13 protein-coding genes and 2 pseudogenes are annotated in these 19,541 nt (G+C 47.1%); 7 read left to right on the plus strand and 8 right to left on the minus strand.

Translation table 11 applies throughout. The annotated features are described in order from the left end of the window. Positions 1–331: 331 nt before the first annotated feature. From RMO27_RS06005 to RMO27_RS06035, 7 genes and pseudogenes are all read left to right on the plus strand, one after another. The gene (locus RMO27_RS06005; RefSeq protein ID WP_309730501.1) at positions 332–1,309 is read left to right on the plus strand and encodes a hypothetical protein; all 978 of its coding nucleotides are present in this window, start codon (positions 332–334) and stop codon (positions 1,307–1,309) included. A 37-nt stretch (positions 1,310–1,346) separates the two neighbouring features. Beyond that, complete coding sequence (locus RMO27_RS06010; RefSeq protein WP_309730505.1) at positions 1,347–2,447, plus strand: aminoglycoside phosphotransferase family protein; 1,101 nt, start codon at positions 1,347–1,349, stop codon at positions 2,445–2,447. Next, entirely contained in the window at positions 2,444–2,974 is a 531-nt protein-coding gene (locus RMO27_RS06015; RefSeq protein WP_309730508.1) for a DOMON-like domain-containing protein, read from the plus strand. Before RMO27_RS06010 ends, RMO27_RS06015 begins: the two co-directional genes overlap by 4 nt. Positions 2,975–3,114: 140 nt before the next feature. Beyond that, complete coding sequence (locus tag RMO27_RS06020) at positions 3,115–4,566, plus strand: folate/biopterin family MFS transporter (RefSeq protein ID WP_309730510.1); 1,452 nt, start codon at positions 3,115–3,117, stop codon at positions 4,564–4,566. A 138-nt stretch (positions 4,567–4,704) separates the two neighbouring features. Next, positions 4,705–5,055, plus strand: a pseudogene (locus RMO27_RS06025) (carotenoid oxygenase family protein); the annotation flags it as partial. Between the two features lie 103 nt (positions 5,056–5,158). Beyond that, a protein-coding gene (locus RMO27_RS06030; protein ID WP_309730516.1) for an ISKra4 family transposase occupies positions 5,159–6,233 on the plus strand; the annotation gives its coding sequence in 2 pieces (ribosomal slippage) (positions 5,159–5,316 and positions 5,315–6,233; 1,077 coding nt in all). Positions 6,234–6,268: 35 nt separating this feature from the next. After that, positions 6,269–7,420, plus strand: a pseudogene (locus RMO27_RS06035) (carotenoid oxygenase family protein); the annotation flags it as partial. Between the two features lie 390 nt (positions 7,421–7,810). On the opposite strand, the gene RMO27_RS06040 reads toward RMO27_RS06035, so the two are convergent. From RMO27_RS06040 to RMO27_RS06070, 8 genes are all read right to left on the minus strand, one after another. Further along, entirely contained in the window at positions 7,811–10,192 is a 2,382-nt protein-coding gene (locus RMO27_RS06040; RefSeq protein WP_309730522.1) for a carotenoid oxygenase family protein, read from the minus strand. A gap of 161 nt (positions 10,193–10,353) precedes the next feature. Then, on the minus strand, positions 10,354–13,395 hold the full coding sequence (gene mfd / locus RMO27_RS06045) for a transcription-repair coupling factor (protein ID WP_396133622.1): 3,042 nt from the start codon (positions 13,393–13,395) through the stop codon (positions 10,354–10,356). Continuing rightward, positions 13,385–13,753 carry a hypothetical protein gene (locus tag RMO27_RS23750; RefSeq protein WP_396133623.1) on the minus strand — a complete coding sequence of 123 codons (369 nt, stop codon included), beginning with the start codon at positions 13,751–13,753 and terminating at the stop codon, positions 13,385–13,387. Before RMO27_RS23750 ends, mfd begins: the two co-directional genes overlap by 11 nt. Positions 13,754–14,099: 346 nt before the next feature. Next, positions 14,100–14,897, minus strand: a complete 798-nt coding sequence (gene pstB, locus RMO27_RS06050; protein WP_309730525.1) for a phosphate ABC transporter ATP-binding protein PstB — start codon at positions 14,895–14,897, stop codon at positions 14,100–14,102. Between the two features lie 201 nt (positions 14,898–15,098). Then, positions 15,099–16,016, minus strand: a complete 918-nt coding sequence (pstA, locus tag RMO27_RS06055) for a phosphate ABC transporter permease PstA (RefSeq protein WP_309730528.1) — start codon at positions 16,014–16,016, stop codon at positions 15,099–15,101. Positions 16,017–16,128: 112 nt separating this feature from the next. After that, positions 16,129–17,118 carry a phosphate ABC transporter permease subunit PstC gene (gene pstC, locus RMO27_RS06060; RefSeq protein ID WP_309730531.1) on the minus strand — a complete coding sequence of 330 codons (990 nt, stop codon included), beginning with the start codon at positions 17,116–17,118 and terminating at the stop codon, positions 16,129–16,131. A 5-nt stretch (positions 17,119–17,123) separates the two neighbouring features. Next, positions 17,124–18,317 (minus strand): phosphate ABC transporter substrate-binding protein PstS, encoded by a 1,194-nt coding sequence (gene pstS, locus RMO27_RS06065; RefSeq protein ID WP_309730534.1) that lies wholly within the window; start codon positions 18,315–18,317, stop codon positions 17,124–17,126. 455 nt (positions 18,318–18,772) lie between these two features. Then, positions 18,773–19,541, minus strand: a 769-nt coding sequence (locus RMO27_RS06070) for a hypothetical protein (RefSeq protein WP_309730537.1), incomplete at its 5' end; no start/stop codon positions are given.

The raw sequence follows: 19,541 nt of genomic DNA on the forward strand, positions 1-19,541 counted from the left end.
TGGAGGTGGGCTACATAGTCACTCATTTCTTCACCTGCTGCTAATTGGGCTGCTGGGGCAGTCTGGGCGAAATTGTTATCCATCACTGAATTACTCTTTTAAAAATTTATTAGGGATCGATAACTCAACCGGCTTCACTCAAAAGTTATCACACTCGATCGAGCTTAGTCAGTCGATCGCAACGAAGATTAACAAAGCTGTGGGGAATGATAAGTAAAGTAGCGACCGAAACATCCCGCTCGCCGATTTTCACGTCTATCCCAGCCAATCCCCTGTTAGAGTAGTATTCGACATGCATCGCCACCGGCTCAAACCACCTCTATCGATCGCTATGAAACGACTAAAGCGCTATTTCGTTATGGCAATGGCGATCGCTGTCATTATTGTGGGGATTCGATTTACCCAAGAGTTAGTAGATGGCATCAAATTGTTGGGATATCAGCCACCGCCAGACATTGCGGCAATGGCCACCAAGACGACAATGACAGATACTGGGCGGCGATTGTTTTATCTCAATCAGCCAACGATCGAAACTCGCAAGTCATCCCTCAATCTCTGCAAGAGTTCCGAACAGACGATCGTCTTGGGTTGCTATGTCACCACCAAAGGTATCTTCCTCCAAGCTGTTACCGATCCGCGTTTGGATGGCGTGATGGAAGTCACCGCAGCCCATGAGCTGCTACATGCGGCATATCAGCGGATGTCCCTATTCGAGCAGTCCCAACTCAATCAAAAATTACGCTCTGTACTCGCGCAGCTCACAAATCCCCGCATTCTTAAACTAGTCGATACTTACAACCAACAAGATCCCAGCTCGGTCGATAGCGAACTCCACTCCATTTTGGGGACGGAGGTGCGCGATCTCAGCTCAGATTTAGAGACATATTACCGTCAATATTTTACGGATCGATCGGCGATCGTGGCTTTATCCGAACGTTATGAAGGGGTTTTTACCGCGCTGCGCAACCGGACTAAAACCCTCAATCAACAATTAACCAGTCGGAGATCCGAACTAGATCGATTAGCCGCACAGGTCAAACAGGAAGTGCAAGGGTTAGAATCAGAACGCAGCGATCTCAAAGCGGCGACCGTGTCTAGTCCCCACAGCGACTATCGCGATCGCGTAGCTACTTTCAATCAACGAGTGCAGAGTTACAATCAGCTAGTCGTCCGACTCAAGGAGCAAACCGATACTTATAATCAGATGGTCACAGAGCACAATTCGGTGGCATTGGAAGAAAAATCGCTGGTGGAATCGCTAGAAAACAAATCTACCGTTAATGGATCGACTCAGTCAGTTGCCAACTAATAAGTCAGCCCTACTATCCCCTATTCCCTCTTAAACATTGGATCGTCTAACTAATATCGCCCAACAATTTGCTGCATCCAGGCCAGTTACCGAACTACGCGCCTTTGGTAGTGGCAATATCAATGATACCTATCTGGTGACGATCGCCAGCGATCGCGAACCGCAGTTTGTGTTGCAGCGGATCAATACTCATGTCTTTCAACAACCCGCGCTGGTGATGCAGAATATGTGCATCTTCACCGAGCATGTTTGTCAACAGCTCCAAGCCCAAACTGACGGGTTAGAACGTCGCTGGGCAGTACCACGCGTATTATTGACATTAGCGAACCAAGATCATTGGGTAGAACCCGACGGCTCCTATTGGCGGGCGATTAGCTTTATCGATGGTTCGGAGACGATCGATCTCATTCAGGATATCGAACATGGGCGGGAAGTTGGTTATGCTTTAGGGCGATTTCACCATCTAATTAGCAATCTCGATCCCGCACTGTTAGCCGATACCCTCGTTGGGTTTCATATTACCCCCCAATATCTGGCCGACTATCACCAAGTGCTCTCGACTGCTACGATTGCGGTCAGTGAACAGGTCGATTATTGTCTCAAGTTTGTCCGAGATCGACAAGCCTGGGCGCGAGTGCTAGAAGATGCTAAAAATGATGGCAAACTGCCTTTGCGCCCGATTCACGGCGATCCGAAGGTGAATAACGTGCTAATTTGTACCACTACCCAACAGGCGATCGGGATTATTGATCTCGATACGGTCAAGCCAGGATTGGTACACTATGATATCGGGGATTGTTTGCGATCGGGTTGCAATCCGCTTGGTGAAGAGACAAAAGAATGGGAACAGGTCGAATTCGATACCCAGATGTGTCGATCGATTTTGGCAGGATATCTGTCCCAAGCGAGCGGTTTTCTGACCGAGGATGACTACGCATATTTATTCGATGGAATTCGCTTAATTGCTTTTGAATTGGGTCTGCGATTTTTCACAGATTATTTAGCTGGAAATGTGTATTTCAAAGTTAAGTATCCCACTCACAATCTCGATCGAGCATTGGTACAATTTAAACTCACTGCTAGTATTGAAGCCCAAGAACCAATCATTCGATCGATTATTAACGATCTTCGTGCATGAGTAGTTTTAAGCTTCAGCCGTTTCCAACAGATATTATCATCCCCCAAATCGATATTAGCGGTCAGATCGATCGAGTTGATAATCTCCTGTCGATCGAGTATTTAGTCCAAGGCGAGCTGGATCGAGTCTCGATCGATCCACCTTCACTCTTACCCACCCGCAAGCTAGAACTCTGGGCGACTACCTGTTTTGAGTTCTTTATTGGCGTGGCAAGCTCGCCTAATTATTGGGAAGTTAATCTCGCACCGACTGGTGATTGGAATGTTTATGCCCTCGATGGTTATCGCCAGGGTTTGCGACCGGAAATCGCTTTTGGATCTTTGCCATTTACGATCGATCGATCGGATAATTTACGACTAAATTTAGGATTCGATCTAAGTCAGATAATTAAGACCGATCTCAAGCTAGAAGTAGCAATTACAGCAGTAATTAAATCTACTCAAAATGAAATTAGCTATTGGGCATTAACTCATACTGGTACCGAAGCTGATTTTCATCGACGGGATAGTTTTACGATCGATATCTAAATATGCTGGTGCTTTTAGTGCTTTTGAGGATGCGATCGATCCAGAAGAAGGGATCGGAGGCAGTTTTCACCCAGATCGCGCGATCGCTTTGTGAAGATGAGTTAACATAGAGCTTAGATATCGCGTAACATTTATTAATAATGCTAACCGAGCGTTCCAAGTCACTAGCAATCGATTCTCAAAATTCGATCTTGACCAAGATCTTGTTTGGGCACCAACCGAGTCCCGAACTGCTGGCAATTTTGCTGGTGTACATGGTGCAGGGAATTTTGGGTATCTCCAGGCTAGCGGTCAGTTTTTTCCTCAAAGACGAACTGGCACTATCGCCAGCCGAAGTAGCTGCGCTCATGGGGATTGCGGCCTTACCGTGGGTGATTAAGCCGCTATTTGGCTTTATTTCTGATGGCTTGCCAATCTTTGGTTATCGCCGACGACCTTATCTAATCTTGTCGGGTTTATTGGGTGTCGCAGCTTGGTTGAGCTTAGCAAATCTAGTACATAGTGCCGCTGCGGCGACACTGGCGATCTCGATTACTTCACTCTCCGTCGCATTTAGTGATGTGATTGTAGATTCGCTGATTGTCGAACGCGCGCGGAACGAGTCGGTTGCGAAAGCTGGTTCGCTGCAAGCTTTATGTTGGGGTGCGTCGGCAGTCGGCGGATTACTGACGGCCTATTTTAGTGGGTTACTGCTCCAACATTTTAGTACCCGGACGGTATTTGCCTTAACGGCGGCGTTTCCGTTGTTAGTTTCAGCCGCAGCATTCTGGATTGACGAGCAACCTGTGACGCTGGCAGATGGTAACCGGAAGACAGTCGTTACAGAGCAAATGCAACAACTGTGGCAAGCTTTAACGCAGAAAGCGATCTGGATGCCGACGCTGTTCTTATTTATCTGGCAATGTACGCCGACAGCCGAGTCTGCTTTTTTCTACTTCAGCACCAATGAATTGGGTTTTACTCCCGAATTTCTCGGACGGGTGCGGCTGGTGACGAGTTTGGCATCTTTACTCGGCGTATGGTTATTTCAACGCTTTTTAAAAACCATTCCGTTTCGGCAGATCTTTATCTGGACGACTTTAATTTCATCGTTACTGGGTTTGACTGCACTGTTGTTAGTCACCCATACTAATCGATCGATCGGGATTGACGACCATTGGTTTGCGCTTGGTGATAGCTTAATTCTGACAGTGATGGGGCAACTGACGTTTATGCCCGTACTGGTATTAGCTGCAAAATTATGTCCGCTCGGAATCGAAGCGACTTTATTTGCGCTGTTGATGTCTGTCTTGAATTTATCAGGCTTGGTATCGAAAGAAGGTGGGGCGATTCTGACGCACTTACTGGGAGTCACCGATACTAACTTCGATCGATTATGGTTGCTAGTTCTGATTACCAATGTCGGCAGTATGTTGCCGCTGATCTTTATCAATCTCCTGCCTAATGAAGAGGTACAATTGACTCCAAATAATCTCAGATCTGTACCACCATCGAGTACTATCGAGCATCAACCAACAGGCATAGTTGGCAACCAATCTTTTATTCCCGATTTATTGCCAGAATTCCTTGAAAGTAATCCTGAAAACTCATAGAATTTAGATAAGTGCGGACGCATTTTGCTTGGTTTCGCTAGTCTGACTGTGAGCGGTTTAAAAGCCACTCAAAATATTTTTTTTGATTTTATTTTTTTAAAACTCACTATATCGAGATCGAGATCGCCTCAAAATAATATGAAAACTTCAGCAACCGAACTTCCATATAGCCTAGAACAATGGAAGCAAGGCTATCGATCGCAAAAACAAGAATATGACTATCAAATTACGGAAATCGCAGGTCAAATCCCCCCAGATTTAGAAGGGACATTATTCCGTAACGGGCCGGGATTATTGGATATTAATGATGAATCAGTGCGTCACCCCTTTGATGGGGATGGGATGATTTGTCGGATTACTTTTCAAAACGGTAAAGCCCACTTTCGCAATCGTTTTGTCCAAACTGAAGCTTATCTTGCCGAACAAGCTGCTGGTAAATTTCTCTATCGCGGTGTGTTCGGAACTCAAAAAGCTGGGGAGCGTGTCACTTTTGCGATGAGTACAAATACTCATAGAGAGCAAAACAAGTATGGTGAGCCAAGATAGTTAAAATAGGAGAGAATAATAGAATAGTCCAACTTGAGATAGAGTCATGACACCAGAACAACAACAGGCAATAAAAAAACATGCAGATGCAATTGCAGCAATTTTATATGAGGATTGTGAACCTGGATCGTTGAAGACATTAGAAGATATAGAGATAGCAGTTAAAGAGCAAGTATTGAGTCATGTGACACCAGAAATCGGATTTTTTTATCTACTCAGTTAGCGGAACTGCATCAGGAAGAACAAAGAGATTAAAAAGTACTCTAGGTGAAATAAGTATCACCGAGAAGCAAGCAGAGAAATTAGGATGTGGGAGTGGAAGTAGATTAAGTCCACATCTAGAGAACTGTTGTTTAAGATTAAGTGCGAATGTTGCGTACAAGAATGCAGCCAAAGATATTGAGTATATAACAGGGATTACGGTTTCAGCGAAGACACAACAAAGATTAGTACATTATCAAAAATTTGACCAGCCAGTAGCAAAATTAGATATAGCCGAATTAAGTGCAGATGGTGGAAAAGCACGATTGATAACACCAAAAGGCGAAAAATCAGAATGGAAAGACTACAAATCAATTGTGGCAGAGGTGGGAATAGTAGCCAGCTTCGACCAAAATGAGGTCATCATTAATTGGGCAAATAAACAGCCACTAGCAAAACCAGTAACTTGTCTAGGTGATGGACATGATGGAGTATGGAATATATTTAAAGAAATTAGTTGTGAACAGGACAGAAGAGAAATACTCGATTGGTTCCATCTCAATGAAAATCTTCAGAAAGTAGGTGGTTCAATAAAACGGCTCAAGCAAGCCGAAATATATTTGTGGACAGGAAATGTCGAAAGTGCAACAGCATTATTTACAGAGTTAAAGAAAAAGCCAGCAGTGAATTTTTGTAAGTATTTAGAGAAGCACAAAGAAAGGATTGTAAATTATGAGATGTTTCAGCGAGACAACGTCTGCTCAATTGGTTCTGGAGCGGTAGAATCAGGGATTAAGCAAATAGCTAGACGGATCAAAATATCTGGAGCGAGTTGGAAATCAGAACATGTTGGACAAGTTCTGGCTCATCGATGTGCTTACTTAAATGGATTAATTGGTCAGCCTCGAAAATCTGCCTAAGTATAAATACTCATCGCAAAAGTGACACGCTCCCAAAAGCTGGCGGTTGGTTGAGTAATGCTTTTAATGTCAACCTGAAGAATATCGCTAATACTCAAGTCGTCTATTGGGGTGGTAAGTTACTCGCTCTATGGGAAGCCGCCGAACCCCATCGATTAAATCCCCAAACTCTCGATACATTAGGTATTGAATATCTCAATAATACACTCAAACCTGGCGATCCCTTTGCGGCACATCCTTTATTCGATCCGATCCAACAGCGAATGGTCAATTTTGGATTGAAGGCGGGTAAATTTGACAAAACTGGACTACTAACGGGAATTACGATCTATGAATTGGATCTCGATGGCAAGGTGGTTGAGGAGCATTACCACACGATTCCAGGTTTCGCCTTCATTCATGATTTTGCGATTACCCCAAATTATTGTATCTTCTTCCAAAATCCTGTTAGTTTTAATCCCTTCCCATTTCTATTTGGTCTCAAAGGTGCGGGTGAATGTGTCAAATTTCAACCCGAAAAACCGACAAAAATTATTGTCATTCCTCGCAATCCTCGGAGTGGTAAACCAGTCCAAACCCTGGAAACCAAATCGGGCTTTGTTTTCCATCATGCCAATGCCTTCGAGCATGATGGTAACATTTCGATCGATTCGATCGCCTATCCAACTTTTCCCGAAGTTGAACCCGATAAAGATTTCCGCGAGATCGATTTCAATACGCTCACACCGGGACAATTATGGCGATTTGAATTAAATCTCACCACACAGCAGGTGATTAGTAAACTTGTTGAAACCCGTTGTTGTGAATTCCCAACGATCAACCCTGCCAATGTTGGCAATCCCTATCGCTATGTTTATATGGGTGCCGCACAAACCTTGGCTGGGAATGCCCCGCTCCAAAGCATCCTCAAATTGGATCGCGCAACTGGCGAGCAGCAATTGTGGACGGTCGCACCGACGGGATATGTCAATGAACCTGTGTTCGTAGCGCGTCCAGGTGGTACTCGGGAGGATGATGGCTGGCTAATTGCGATGATCTATGATGGTGCCAAAGATCGATCGGCTGTGGTTATTTTAGATGCCGCAGATTTGACCACAGGCGCGATTGCCACACTTCAACTCACCCATCATATTCCCTATGGGTTACACGGCAGTTGGACGAATGAGGTGTTTATCGATTCACTGTAAGATCTGGTTGGGGTGACATTGCCGCATTGCCTAGCTGGACATGAGTGCAACCAGCCATCGCAACTTGATGTCTTCATCTACATATTCACCTTTCAGAGCATTCCCAATTCGATAACACAAAATAAGCCCGTCCAGGACAAAACTTTAAGCAGAATGCCCCATTTTGCTAGATCGAACACGGTTTACTACTTACTCACATCTTGCACCAATACATAAAGACTAGTAAAAGCAGAGATCTTAGGGTACCCTGGATCTACGGTTAGCACTAGTATATTCAAACTAGTGCAAGATGTGAGCTTATTAATTACTTGAGTTATTTTACACTGTGGGGAGTTGGGAGTTGGGAGAAAACATTATGCCTCAACTGGTGTTGACAATCTATGAGAGCGATCAATCCTCCCACAGGTCGAGTAATTCGGCTTCACTAGTCTGATTGATATAGTGAGGATAAACGACCTCTTTAAACAGGGTTTTGGTATGGGGAAAGATTTTGGCTTGAACGACGGGATTGAAATCGCGATCGAGTGTGGCTTCGCGCATCGCTTCGCGTTTGACTTGTGAATATTTGCCAAATTCGATCGTTGGAATCCAGGTTGAGTGAATCGTCAATCCCAGATTGATATCGGGATGGCTCAAGCGATAGATCGGTTTGCCTTTGAAATCATCGGCATGGAAGACCCAAACTTCATCCTGCGCCACCGTATGGGGATTGTCTGGCTCGGCATCGGTCATGATGACACAGACGATATAACCATGGGTGGCCGGATCTTTGCCCGCAGGACAAGGCTCTTGACTGGGGATGAATTGCGGACTGCGGGCGATATAACCGATCGGAAATTCAAAACTATCGGCAATTTCCAGCCGCTCGGTATCCAGCCGCAGCAGGGTGACGGGCATATCTGACTGGGGCAAGCCTTCCACCGGAATCACCCGATTTTCCCGATCTCGATAGGCACGATAAATCCGTTTGGGAATCGTCTCCCAGGTAAACCCCCAACCCATCCAATATAGGCTAGTAATTTTCTCGCTGGTTTCTGGCAACCGACTATCGCGGTTGAGATTGCGGTGAGTATTGACCGATACCGACCAGGTATTGCATTTGCTGGGATTATCGCCGATATCGCTAAAGAAATTGGCTGTAATCACGGCACCAGTCTGGCCATCGATCGTATAGCGCGCGACGCTGTTGAGATCGACTGGCGAGGGTTGAAAGCCCCGAAACTCCCGCCGCAGACACTTAACTGGCGGTTCTAGTGGTAAACCTTTATTCACGCCGGCAACTGCTTCAATCCCCTTGGTTAACATCGGCGTCCGTTCGCAGTCAGGATTGAGAGATTCATCATACTCGCCGATCCATTCTGTGACATCCCAGCCACCATTATGGGCGGACATCAGGGTAATTTTACCGTCGGGATTGCGATAATCAGTAACAAAGTGAGAGACTTCGCGTGGCAGGACGATCTTAATCACGGTCAGAGTGGGAATTTCACCAGGCGGGATCGGTAGATCCAGATCCGATCGCTTGACTAGATATAAGTTGGCATAGGGAATCGGCTGCACCAATTGCAGAAATACCAGCGATAGCCAGTAGCCGATTTGGACAGAAAATTTCCGAATTCTCCCAAATAAATACGGCGCAAAAATCTGCGATAGTTCGATCTTGAAGGCAATATCGCCAACGATAATATAGTCCTCGGTCAAGGCCATCTGGTGGATGGCTTGTTGAATAATTACGGGTTCGCCATTGGGTAGCACCAACCGCCACTTCTCAAAGGTTTGACCGTCAAAACGATATCTAACTAGACTAGTGAAAGCACCCCAAGGATCTTTGAGAATAATCCCATCGCGACCGAGTTTGTCCTTGAGCCACCGCCGGAACCTGTCGATCGCACTGAGTAAGCTTAAGCCCGCTGAATAATTGGCGGTGATAAATTCTCCACCACCTGAATCGGTCTGTAAATGGTCGCAGACAGGATGCGCGGGATTGGAATAGGGCTGAAAAACTTGGGTCAGCCACGCGGGCTGCTTGGGTGCTAATCCCTGCCAGTTACTAGCAGCACCGATCGGTTCGAGCAATTCGAGCGAATCGGGATCGATAATATGGGGACGCGCTGCGTCAAAAGTTGCCAGCAGATGCTCCTTGGTCGCTAAAAAGGCCGTATTCATCTGGTTGCGCGTGCCCAGCAACAAGCTGTGCCGTACCATCCCACCATCTAGAAAGCGATAACCTGGTTTGTCAAATTTGGGGAGTAATTGGGCGGCAAGATCAGCATAGTAACAGGGCGTTTTCATCATCCGCGTTTTGAGGATCGCACTGCCAGCCTCGAAGCCCAACCGATAGAGCATCCCATCGCCATTGAGTACCATTCGATCGCCCCGAGCATATTGGTCGGCACTAAAAGTCGTCACTGGCGGCAACGGGCAAGCAAAAAAGGCATAGCCCCAAAGATCGGCAGGTAGTTGCCAGGTAGTTGGAATTTGCGCTTGCAACTCTGTGGGTAAGCGTTCGCGATCTCGCGCTAAGGTATCTGCGTCGGCAGTTAATAATGTGCCGTAAATCGGTTGAACTTTGGCACTCAATCGATCGAGCACTTCGGGATCTAATTTAGCCGCAGCTTCGGGCGTGAGATACCAGCATATTTGCAGATTGAGGGCGGTCGGATCGTGCTCTCTACGGCGTTTGCGGACATCATCTAGATTGGTACCAATCGCTGAATAAGGCGTGAAATTAGCAACTTTGGTCGAATTAATAACTGGCTGGACATTGGGCATCGATCGCACTTCCGTAGACTAAAATAATTCCTGCTCTGCTGCGTCGCCCTATAAATTAAGGGCTTGTAACGCTTGTCGCTATTATAATCTCAGTGTTCCATTTCTGTGCCAATTGTAACTTTACCCATGAGTGACAGTTACCGTTCAGATTTTTAGTGTTGCTAGGTCGAACTACTAGCCATCAACACCCCTTGCAGCTTACTCAACACCTCAATGAGCATTTCCACCTGCTCGTTTGGGCGCAATACTCCCAAACCTCTAGCTGTCACCTTTCCCACGCTGTAAACATAGCGCGATCGAGCATTGTCGGGTAGATATTCAGCCAGTAAATTCCAGGCTGGTTCGGCCATTGGTGTTTCTAAAACAATGTGCTGCTTTCCATCGGGACGAATCCGACTAAAGCCGAGTTGTTTGGCAATTTGTTTGAGTTCGACGATCCGAAATAATTGTTGGGCTGGTTTGGGAATTTCGCCGTAGCGATCGTACCATTCAGCAGCAATATTGGTGAGTTCTTGTTTGGTATCGGCAGCGGCAACCGATCGATAGGCACTCATTTTTTGTTCTAGATCGGCAATGTAGTCAGCCGGAATCATTGCCGTGACTTTAAGATCGATTTGAGTATCATCGACTTGCGGGATTTCCTGTCCGCGAATTTCTTTAATTGCTTCTTGCAACATTTCCATATACAAGTCAAAGCCGATGACATCCATCTGTCCCGATTGTTCGGCACCGAGTAGATTACCCACACCGCGAATCTCCATATCGCGAGTAGCTAGTTGATAGCCAGAACCCAACTGAGTGAACTCCTGAATCGCTTTTAACCTCTGTCTAGCTGTCTCGGAGAGAGTTGACTCCTTGGGGTAAAATAACCAGGCATGTGCCTGGATTCCGGCACGTCCGACGCGCCCCCGCAGTTGATATAGTTGCGCCAATCCAAAGCGATGGGCATCTTCAACGAGGATCGTGTTCACGCGGGGAATATCTAAGCCCGACTCGATAATAGTCGTACAAACGAGTAGATCGGCATCGCCATTACTAAATGTCAACATCGTCGATTCGAGTTCGGCTTCATCCATTTGACCGTGAGCGATCGCGATCCGACAAGAGGGAATTTGTTCGCGAATTTTACCCGCCGTTTCTTCAATCCCTTCAATTTTTGGCACTACATAAAAAATCTGTCCGCCCCGATCGAGTTCTTGGCGAATGGCGGTCGCGATCGCGTCGATTTTATATGGCGATAAGTGGGTAGCGATCGGGCGACGCGATGGTGGTGGCGTGGTAATCAAGCTCATTTCCCGAACGCCAGATAGAGACATATAGAGGGTACGGGGAATGGGTGTCGCTGACAGAGTCAGGACATCAATTTGACTTCTAAGAGTCTTGATTTTCTCCTTTTGATTGACTCCAAATCTTTGTTCTTCATCGATCGTTAGCAACCCTAAATCTTTGAATTTCAACTCTTTACTCAATAGTTGATGGGTGCCGATCACGATGTCTAATTCGCCAGTTTTTAGTCGCACCAAAATATCTTTGCGTTCTTCCGCTGTCCGAAACCGATTCAGCAATCCCACATTAATTGGATAAGGAGCAAAGCGTTCTTTGAGCGTGTGATAATGTTGCTGGGTTAAAATTGTCGTCGGTGCTAGAAAGATGACTTGTTTATTGGCGGTAACGGCTTTAAAGATCGCCCGAATGGCCACTTCTGTCTTGCCAAAACCCACATCCCCACACACCAATCGATCCATCGGTCGATCGCTTTCCATATCCCGTTTGACATCTTGAGTCGCCTTCAATTGATCGGGTGTGGGTTGATAGCGAAATGAGTCTTCTAACTCCTGTTGCCACGGTGCATCGGGGGGGAAAGCAAAGCCTTCTTTTTGCGATCGCTCGGCATAGAGTTTGAGCAAGTCAAATGCTAATTTCTTAATTGACTTTTTGACTTTAGCTTTGGTCTTTTCCCATGCTTGTCCCGATAATTTATTCAGTTCTGGTTTCGCCCCTGCTGCTTGTCGAAACCGCGATAATACTCCTAACTGATCGGCGGGAACTTTGAGCGAACCGTCGGCATATTGAATCGTTAAATAGTCCCGTAAAGTATCGTCAGTCTGAATACTTTCAAACTTAATAAATCGCCCCAGTCCATGATTGCGATGTACAACGTAATCACCAGGACGTAATTTATTTGGATCGACTTGTTTGGATGCTGCCTGTCGCCGCTTGCGAACGTAACTAAAACTGGCTAAAGATTGCTGTCCAAAAAACTCCCGATCAGTAACTACAACCATCCGAAATGTCGGCAGAATAAAACCTTCTAATTCGGCTACGCCCGAATATTTGACAGCTACTGCCGTATGCTGAATTTGTAACTTATCGATCGCCGGAAAATCGCGAGGATTGGGGACAAATTGGGCAGGGCAATCATGCTCTTGTAATAATGATACCGATCGCGATGGTTGAGCGGAAACTAGCCAGCTTGAAAAACTCTGTTTGTGATAGCCCCGCAGCGTTTCGGCAATCTTGGCAAACTGATGGGGAATCGTCGGAATCGATCGGCAAGCTAAATTTAAACCCTCACTACTAACTGCTAACTCATCTAATCGCAGCCACTTAAACCGAGCTTGAATTCGATCGATACTATTACCAAACTGTTGATGCCAAACTGGCGTATTTGCTGGTAATGTTTCCCACTCCTCCTGGATATATTCCCACCACCGATCGTTGTGCGCCTGCGCCCGATCGAATTCATCGATCGCGACGATACAATTAGCTGGTAAATAGTCCAGTAACGAGTAACGCTCCGAAGAATTATCCTCACCAAAGATCGTCCCAAAATTCACTGGAGTCAGTACCAAACTCTCAATTTTATCGAGCGAACGTTGGGTACTCGGATCGAATTCCCGCAACTTATCCAATTCATCCCCAAACCACTCCAGCCGCACGGGTAACTCCGCCGCAACTGGAAAAATATCGATAATATCCCCCCGCCGACTCCATTGTCCCTCCGTCTCTACCAAGGGCACGCGCTCATAGCCCAAAGTTACTAATTGCACGCCGAGTTGTTCGACATCACCCTCATCGCCTACTTGCAACTTCAAACATCGCGCCGCAAACTCCGTCGGCGCAGGTAAATGCGGCTGCAACGCCAACGTCGTACAAACGATCGCGACTCTATTTCCTCTTCCCTTCGTCCCCTCATCTCCCAATCTCCCAGTCCCCCCGTCCCAAAGCCTGCACCTCCGCCAACCCCTGCATCTGCCCCCAAATCATCTCGGATTCGAGGCTAGCAGAACCGTAGGGCGATGACTCCGTTGTCGGATAGAAATGTACCGATTTCCAACCCATTGCCTCTAATTGCGCCGCCCAGCGACCGCCTTCTTCCACCGTCGCCGTCACGACCAACAGATGTTGTTGCGCTCCTTGGGCGAGGGCAGAAGCGACTAAACCCTTGGGCAAACGCGATAATCCACTTAGATGCAACATGCCCTGCTGTTGGAGCTTTGACAATAGTTCCGCAGCTAGTTGAGAGCGTTCGAGAGTCCGAATCAGTGCAGAAAAAGCCATCGTTTCAATCAGCAGTAAAATAGTTGGTTGCGTTTATCCCGATCTTTCCGATATCAAGGGCAATAGGTGTGTCGGGGTATCAGCTATAGTTTTCCACCATAGACGGTTTTACTGAATTTTGGAAGGATATTTGGGGGCTAATCTTGGTTTAGAAAAGAGCGGGGAGCGGGGGGGCTGGGAATGGGGAGCAGAAGAGATAACCTGATAGCAAAGAGCGTAAATAACCCGGTGATTCAGCAATGTCGAAAACATTCATCCAAAATTAATACAAAACAGGGGCAATCGATCGATTGCCCCTGTTTCGATCTAGCCAAATCGACTCGATCTAGCCAAATTACAATTATCTCTAGCCAAATCGACCGCTAATATACTCTTGAGTTCTAGTTTCCTTGGGCGAACTGAAGATATTGCGCGTGTCGTCGTATTCCACCAAGTAGCCGAACCGACTGCCGCCTTCGCCCGCTTCGGCATTAAAAAAGGCGGTTTTGTCCGATACTCGTGCCGCCTGTTGCATATTGTGGGTAACGATGATAATCGTGAATCGATCCTTTAACTCGTGGATCAGATTTTCGATCTGAACGGTGGAAATCGGATCGAGTGCCGAGCATGGCTCGTCCATTAAAATCACTTCTGGCTCGATCGCGATCGTCCGCGCGATACACAGCCGCTGCTGTTGTCCGCCAGAGAGCGATAGGCCGCTTTGTTGGAGTTTATCTTTAACTTCTTCCCAGAGGGCGGCTTTACGGAGCGATTGCTCGACACGTTCGTCGATATTGCCCTTGAAGCCAGCAATACGCAGTCCAAATGCTACATTTTCATAAATGGATTTGGGGAAAGGGTTGGGTTGTTGAAACACCATCCCAATTCGCCGCCGTACTTCTACTGGGTCGATGTTCGGGTCGTAGAGGTTGGTACCGCGATAACTAATCTGACCCTGGACTTTGGCATTGGGAATCAGATCGTTGAGGCGATTGTAGCAACGCAACAGCGTACTCTTTCCGCACCCAGACGGGCCAATGAAAGAAACTACATTATTTTTAGGAATATCTAGAAAGACGTTCCGGACAGCTTGGAAAGCACCATAGAAAATCGAGACGTTATCTGTCTTAATTACGATATCCTTGTCCGTTAGAGTCGCTACCATAAAATTTTGGTGTAAAGGATATTAATGTAGGGTGTGATGGTAAATGAGATTAGACCCCAATTAACTTTTAATTCTGGTTTGGTCGATCTTGATGCAGCAGACTATTTATATTTTAACTTGAGAAGACCAAGCTACGTCTCCAGCGATCGTACCCAAATCGGAGGTGATTTACGCACTGCTGGTCGAAATAACATGTCAAATCTAGTAAACCTTGCGCCGAGAAATGATGCGAGCAAAGATACTGATAGATAAAATCAGTAGCACAATTAGCAGTGCAGCTACCCATGCTAATTTTTGCTGGTTGGGGTAAGGCGAAATCGCAAAGTTGTAGATCAAAACTGACAGCGTTGCGGTCGGCTCCCACAGCCCTTTAATATCATACTGGTTAAATAAACAAGTAAACAATAATGGTGCTGTCTCCCCTGCGGCTCTAGCGATCGCTAGCGTCACACCAGTCGCTACAAACGGTAATGCGGCAGGCAAAACGATCTGGAATACTGTTTGAAAATTAGTCGCACCGACACCGACTGCCGCGAGGCGAGTCGCTTTGGGGACGGATTTAAGTCCTTCCTCAGTCGTGCGAATAATCGTCGGTAGCATTAATACCGATAAAGCCGCACCGCCCGCAACGGCCGAAAAGCCACCAGTCAGCAGGACGACAATCCCGTAAGCAAATAAACCAGCAATAATCGAGGGCACACCGCTCAAGACATTAGTGCAAAATCTGACAAATTGCGAGATCCAGTTACCCTGTCCGAATTCAACAGTATAAATTGCTACTAATACCCCAAATGGTACGCTGATGATACCACCGATCGCACAAGTTAGCAGGGTACCGACGATCGCGTTTCTAAAGCCACCGACTTGTAGACTGGCTGCTGGTACGCTGACGCCTTGACCGACTGGCGGTAGTTCAGTAAAGATACTTGGTGAAAAGCCGCCCAGTCCGTTGGTGATGACCATGAACAAAATTGAAGCCAACGGCACGATCGAGATCGCCACACAAGCAAACACTAGCCCTGTCATCACTTGGCCAAAGAGCTGACGATGGGACGACACCGCAAACTGGTTGAGATCGGCATGTTCGCCAGTAGGTAGTTGAGAAGGTAAAGGAGTCATAAGTTTCGCCTAGACAACGGCAACAGAAGAACTTTCAGGATGAGGGTTTAGGCTGATTTATAAAGCGACCCGATGAAGGTTGAAGTCCTCAATCGGGTCGCTGTTAGATTGGTTATTCAACTTGCTGAAAGCGACTGACTAGTGCTTGAGCGAGCATATTGACCACCAGGGTCAAAACCATCAAAATCAATGCTTCATAAAATAACGACGACTTCTGAAGACCGCTAGCTTCGCCAAACTGATTGGCAATTAGCGAAGACAGCGTCGAAGCTGGGGACAACCAAGAGATATTCACCTGATTGGCATTCCCGACTAACATTGCCAACGCCATTGTTTCCCCCAGCGCACGTCCCAGTGCCAGCATCACCGAACCAATAATCCCCGACAGAGCTGCTGGGAGTAGTACCCGCGTGATGGTTTCCCATCGTGTCGCTCCCAAACCATAAGCACCCTGCCGGAGTTTGGGCGGTAAGGAATTGAGCGTATCGCGGGAGATCGCAATAATCGTCGGTAAAATCATGATTGCCAGTACTAATGATGCGCCAAAAAGTTGACGCCCGCTCGGCGTGGTCGAGAAAATAGGTATCCAGCCCAAGTAGCTATGAAGTCCTTGAAATAAAGGCTTGAGTGCTGGCAAGAAGACAAATAAACCCCATAGACCATAAACTACACTCGGGACTGCGGCTAATAGTTCGATCGTAAAGGCGATCGGTTGGAGAATATTTGGCTTCAAAAAGTTTTCCGTCAAGAAAATCGCGACCCCAACTCCTAGCGGCACTGCAAATAGCAGTGCGATCAGCGAACTGAGCACGGTACCGTAAATATGAGGTAATGCGCCATAGACGCCACCAATACCTGTAGTCGGATCGAGATTTTTGTTCGGGTCCCAGGTACTATCTGCCAAAAATCCGAAGCCGAACTTTTGGATGGCAGGTAAGGCGATGACAAACAGTGAGTAAGCGATCCAGATCAAGATCGCTCCCACCGAAATCGCCAGTCCGAGGGTGAGCCACTGGAAACCGCGATCGATCGATCGTTCTAATTTGAAACTAGTAGATGATGCTAGCAATGTTTCTGGGGGAGCTGGCTGTTTTGAATTCATGAGGTTTATTTAGCCTTATTGAGTTCTGCCTTCACTTTAGTCACTAGTCCAGCTTCTAGCGGTACATAACCTAGCTCTGTGGCGGTGGCTTTACCTGTAGAAAGCGACCAATCAATCACACTTTTTAAGGCCGTTTGCTTGGCAGCATCTTTGGACTGGGGATAGAGGAGCAACCAGGTCAACCCAGAGATCGGGTAAGCTTTGGGATTGGTGGAGTCTGGTATGGTCAAACCCAGATCTGCTGGTACAGTTTGACCGACAAATGCTTCAGCACCAGATGCTGGTGATGGGGCAATCAGTTTGCCAGATTTATTTTCGATCGCGGCCATCGTCAGATCGGTTTGCTTCCCATAGGAGTACTCTACATACCCGATCGCATTAGGCGTTTGTTTGATCTGAGCGGCGACACCTTCATTCCCTTTCGCACCAGTCCCAGCCGGCCAAGCTACAGTTTTGTTTGCACCTGCCGTCCAGACGCTAGGGCAAGCAGCCTTGAGGTGAGTCGTAAATTGGTAAGTCGTGCCGCTACCATCAGAACGATGAACGAATTGAATTGCTTGGTCGGGCAGCTTCGCTCCAGCGTTGGCTTTAGCGATCGCCGGATCGTTCCATTTGGTAATTTTACCAGCGGCAATGCCACAATAAGCCGCGCGCGATAATTTCAAATCCTTCACGCCTTCCAGATTGTAGGCAAATACTACGCTACCACCAGTCATCGGTACCTGAATTGGGTCGGCATTATATTTGGCCTTAAACTTTGCGCGTTCTTCCGGCTTCAAGGGGGCATCCGTCGCGCCAAAATCTACCGTCCCTGCTAAAAATTGTTCGACACCAGCACCGCTCCCGACGGATTGATAACTGATTTGCGTGCCGGGATTGGCCTTGTTGTAGTCGGCAAACCACCGCTGATAGAGTGGTGCGGGAAATGATGCACCCGCACCACTGAGAGAGGAACTGCCACCACTACTTGCGGCGGGAGATCCTGATGCTGCTGGGGTGGGGGTTGTCCCGCCAGATGGTGCAGTGGCGACATCTGGGCTTTGGGGTGTGCAAGCAGACATAGCTAGCCCGAGCGTCAGGGCTAAGATCGTCTGGAGCGAGTAATGCGACCTAACAATTGCGGTAATTGGGTTCGCTGTTGATCGATCTGCTGAAACTAAAATAGTTGTCTTTGTTGTAATTTGGTTGTTGTCGCTCATATCTTAAACTCCTCAAAATTTGTTACGGTTTCCAATCAGTTTGACATCTCAATACTCAACAGCAAGGGATTTGCTGGTTGCCAATCAACCGCCCAGAGTTGCTCACCAATGAAAGTTAGCTAGCAGTGTCGAAAAGTACTGAAATTAGATGCAAGATTGGTACCAATCTAATTCTATTGACAATCTGGCAATTCAGGCAGGGAATTTGGTTAATAACAGGTTAAGGTTTGACGCCAGATTTTGGTCGATCTTGGCGATTGACTAGCGATATTGCCAAAATAACGCTGATACAGGAGTCAGATCGAATAACCGATCTTCAAAATAAATCCGCTCTGGCCAAAAAATATCTGCAATGACTCAAAATCATTACAGACGATCGCCTATTGAAGTATGAAAATTGTCACTTTAGCAGCAACAATTGTCGCTCGATCCCGAACCTTTCACAGGGGCGAAATTCAAGTATCGACGCGATAATATTCCTTACTATCGGCAGCATAGCCCCACCCCGTACCATCAGGATCGCGATTGCGCGTCCAGTCAGTAAAGTTTGGTTCGCTCCGTCGCTTGTAGACGGTACTAGAATGCACATCTAAGCGTTTGGCCAGATCGGATTGCAGAATCGTGACCATGGGCGGATCGGCTGGGAGCGTTTGCGCTGTGACGATCGTTGCAGATGCGAGTTCTTGCGACTCAACCATCGTTGGCTCGGACTCGGCGATTGCTTGCTGAAGTGATATTGGCTCCAGAGGTAGAACTGGAGCTTCATCCGCCGCTATCGGTGGGGTGGATTCAGCAACTGGTGTAGATTCAGCAGGTCTAGATTCAACAACTGGGACAGATTCAGCACCTACTGGGGTACTCGTAATCGGATCGCGAGTGACAGTAGGAGCCGCTGGCGTAAATAGTTGCGGACTGGCATCCGAACTAACGGGACTAGCTGCGGTAGCAACATTAGTTTCTAGCGGAGCCAGTTCTGCTGGCACAGCAGGATATTGAAACGCTACGACTGGATTTGCCGCAGGCATCAATTCTGGTACCTCGGCTTCGCTATCATCAAAGATGCTGCCGAGAGTACTAATTGAGACAAAATAATAAACTTGACCGCGATCGGGATGTTGGCGACTGCTAGTGCCAAATTCATTGGCTTTAGCCGCTAAATATCGGTTGGCAACAGTCCCTGGAATATTAGCTTTGACAGCAAGATCGAGCGGTGTGATTTCGCCA

Origin of the sequence: Chamaesiphon sp. OTE_75_metabat_556, assembly GCF_031378165.1 — a bacterium.
Classification (GTDB): Bacteria; Cyanobacteriota; Cyanobacteriia; order Cyanobacteriales; family Chamaesiphonaceae; genus Chamaesiphon.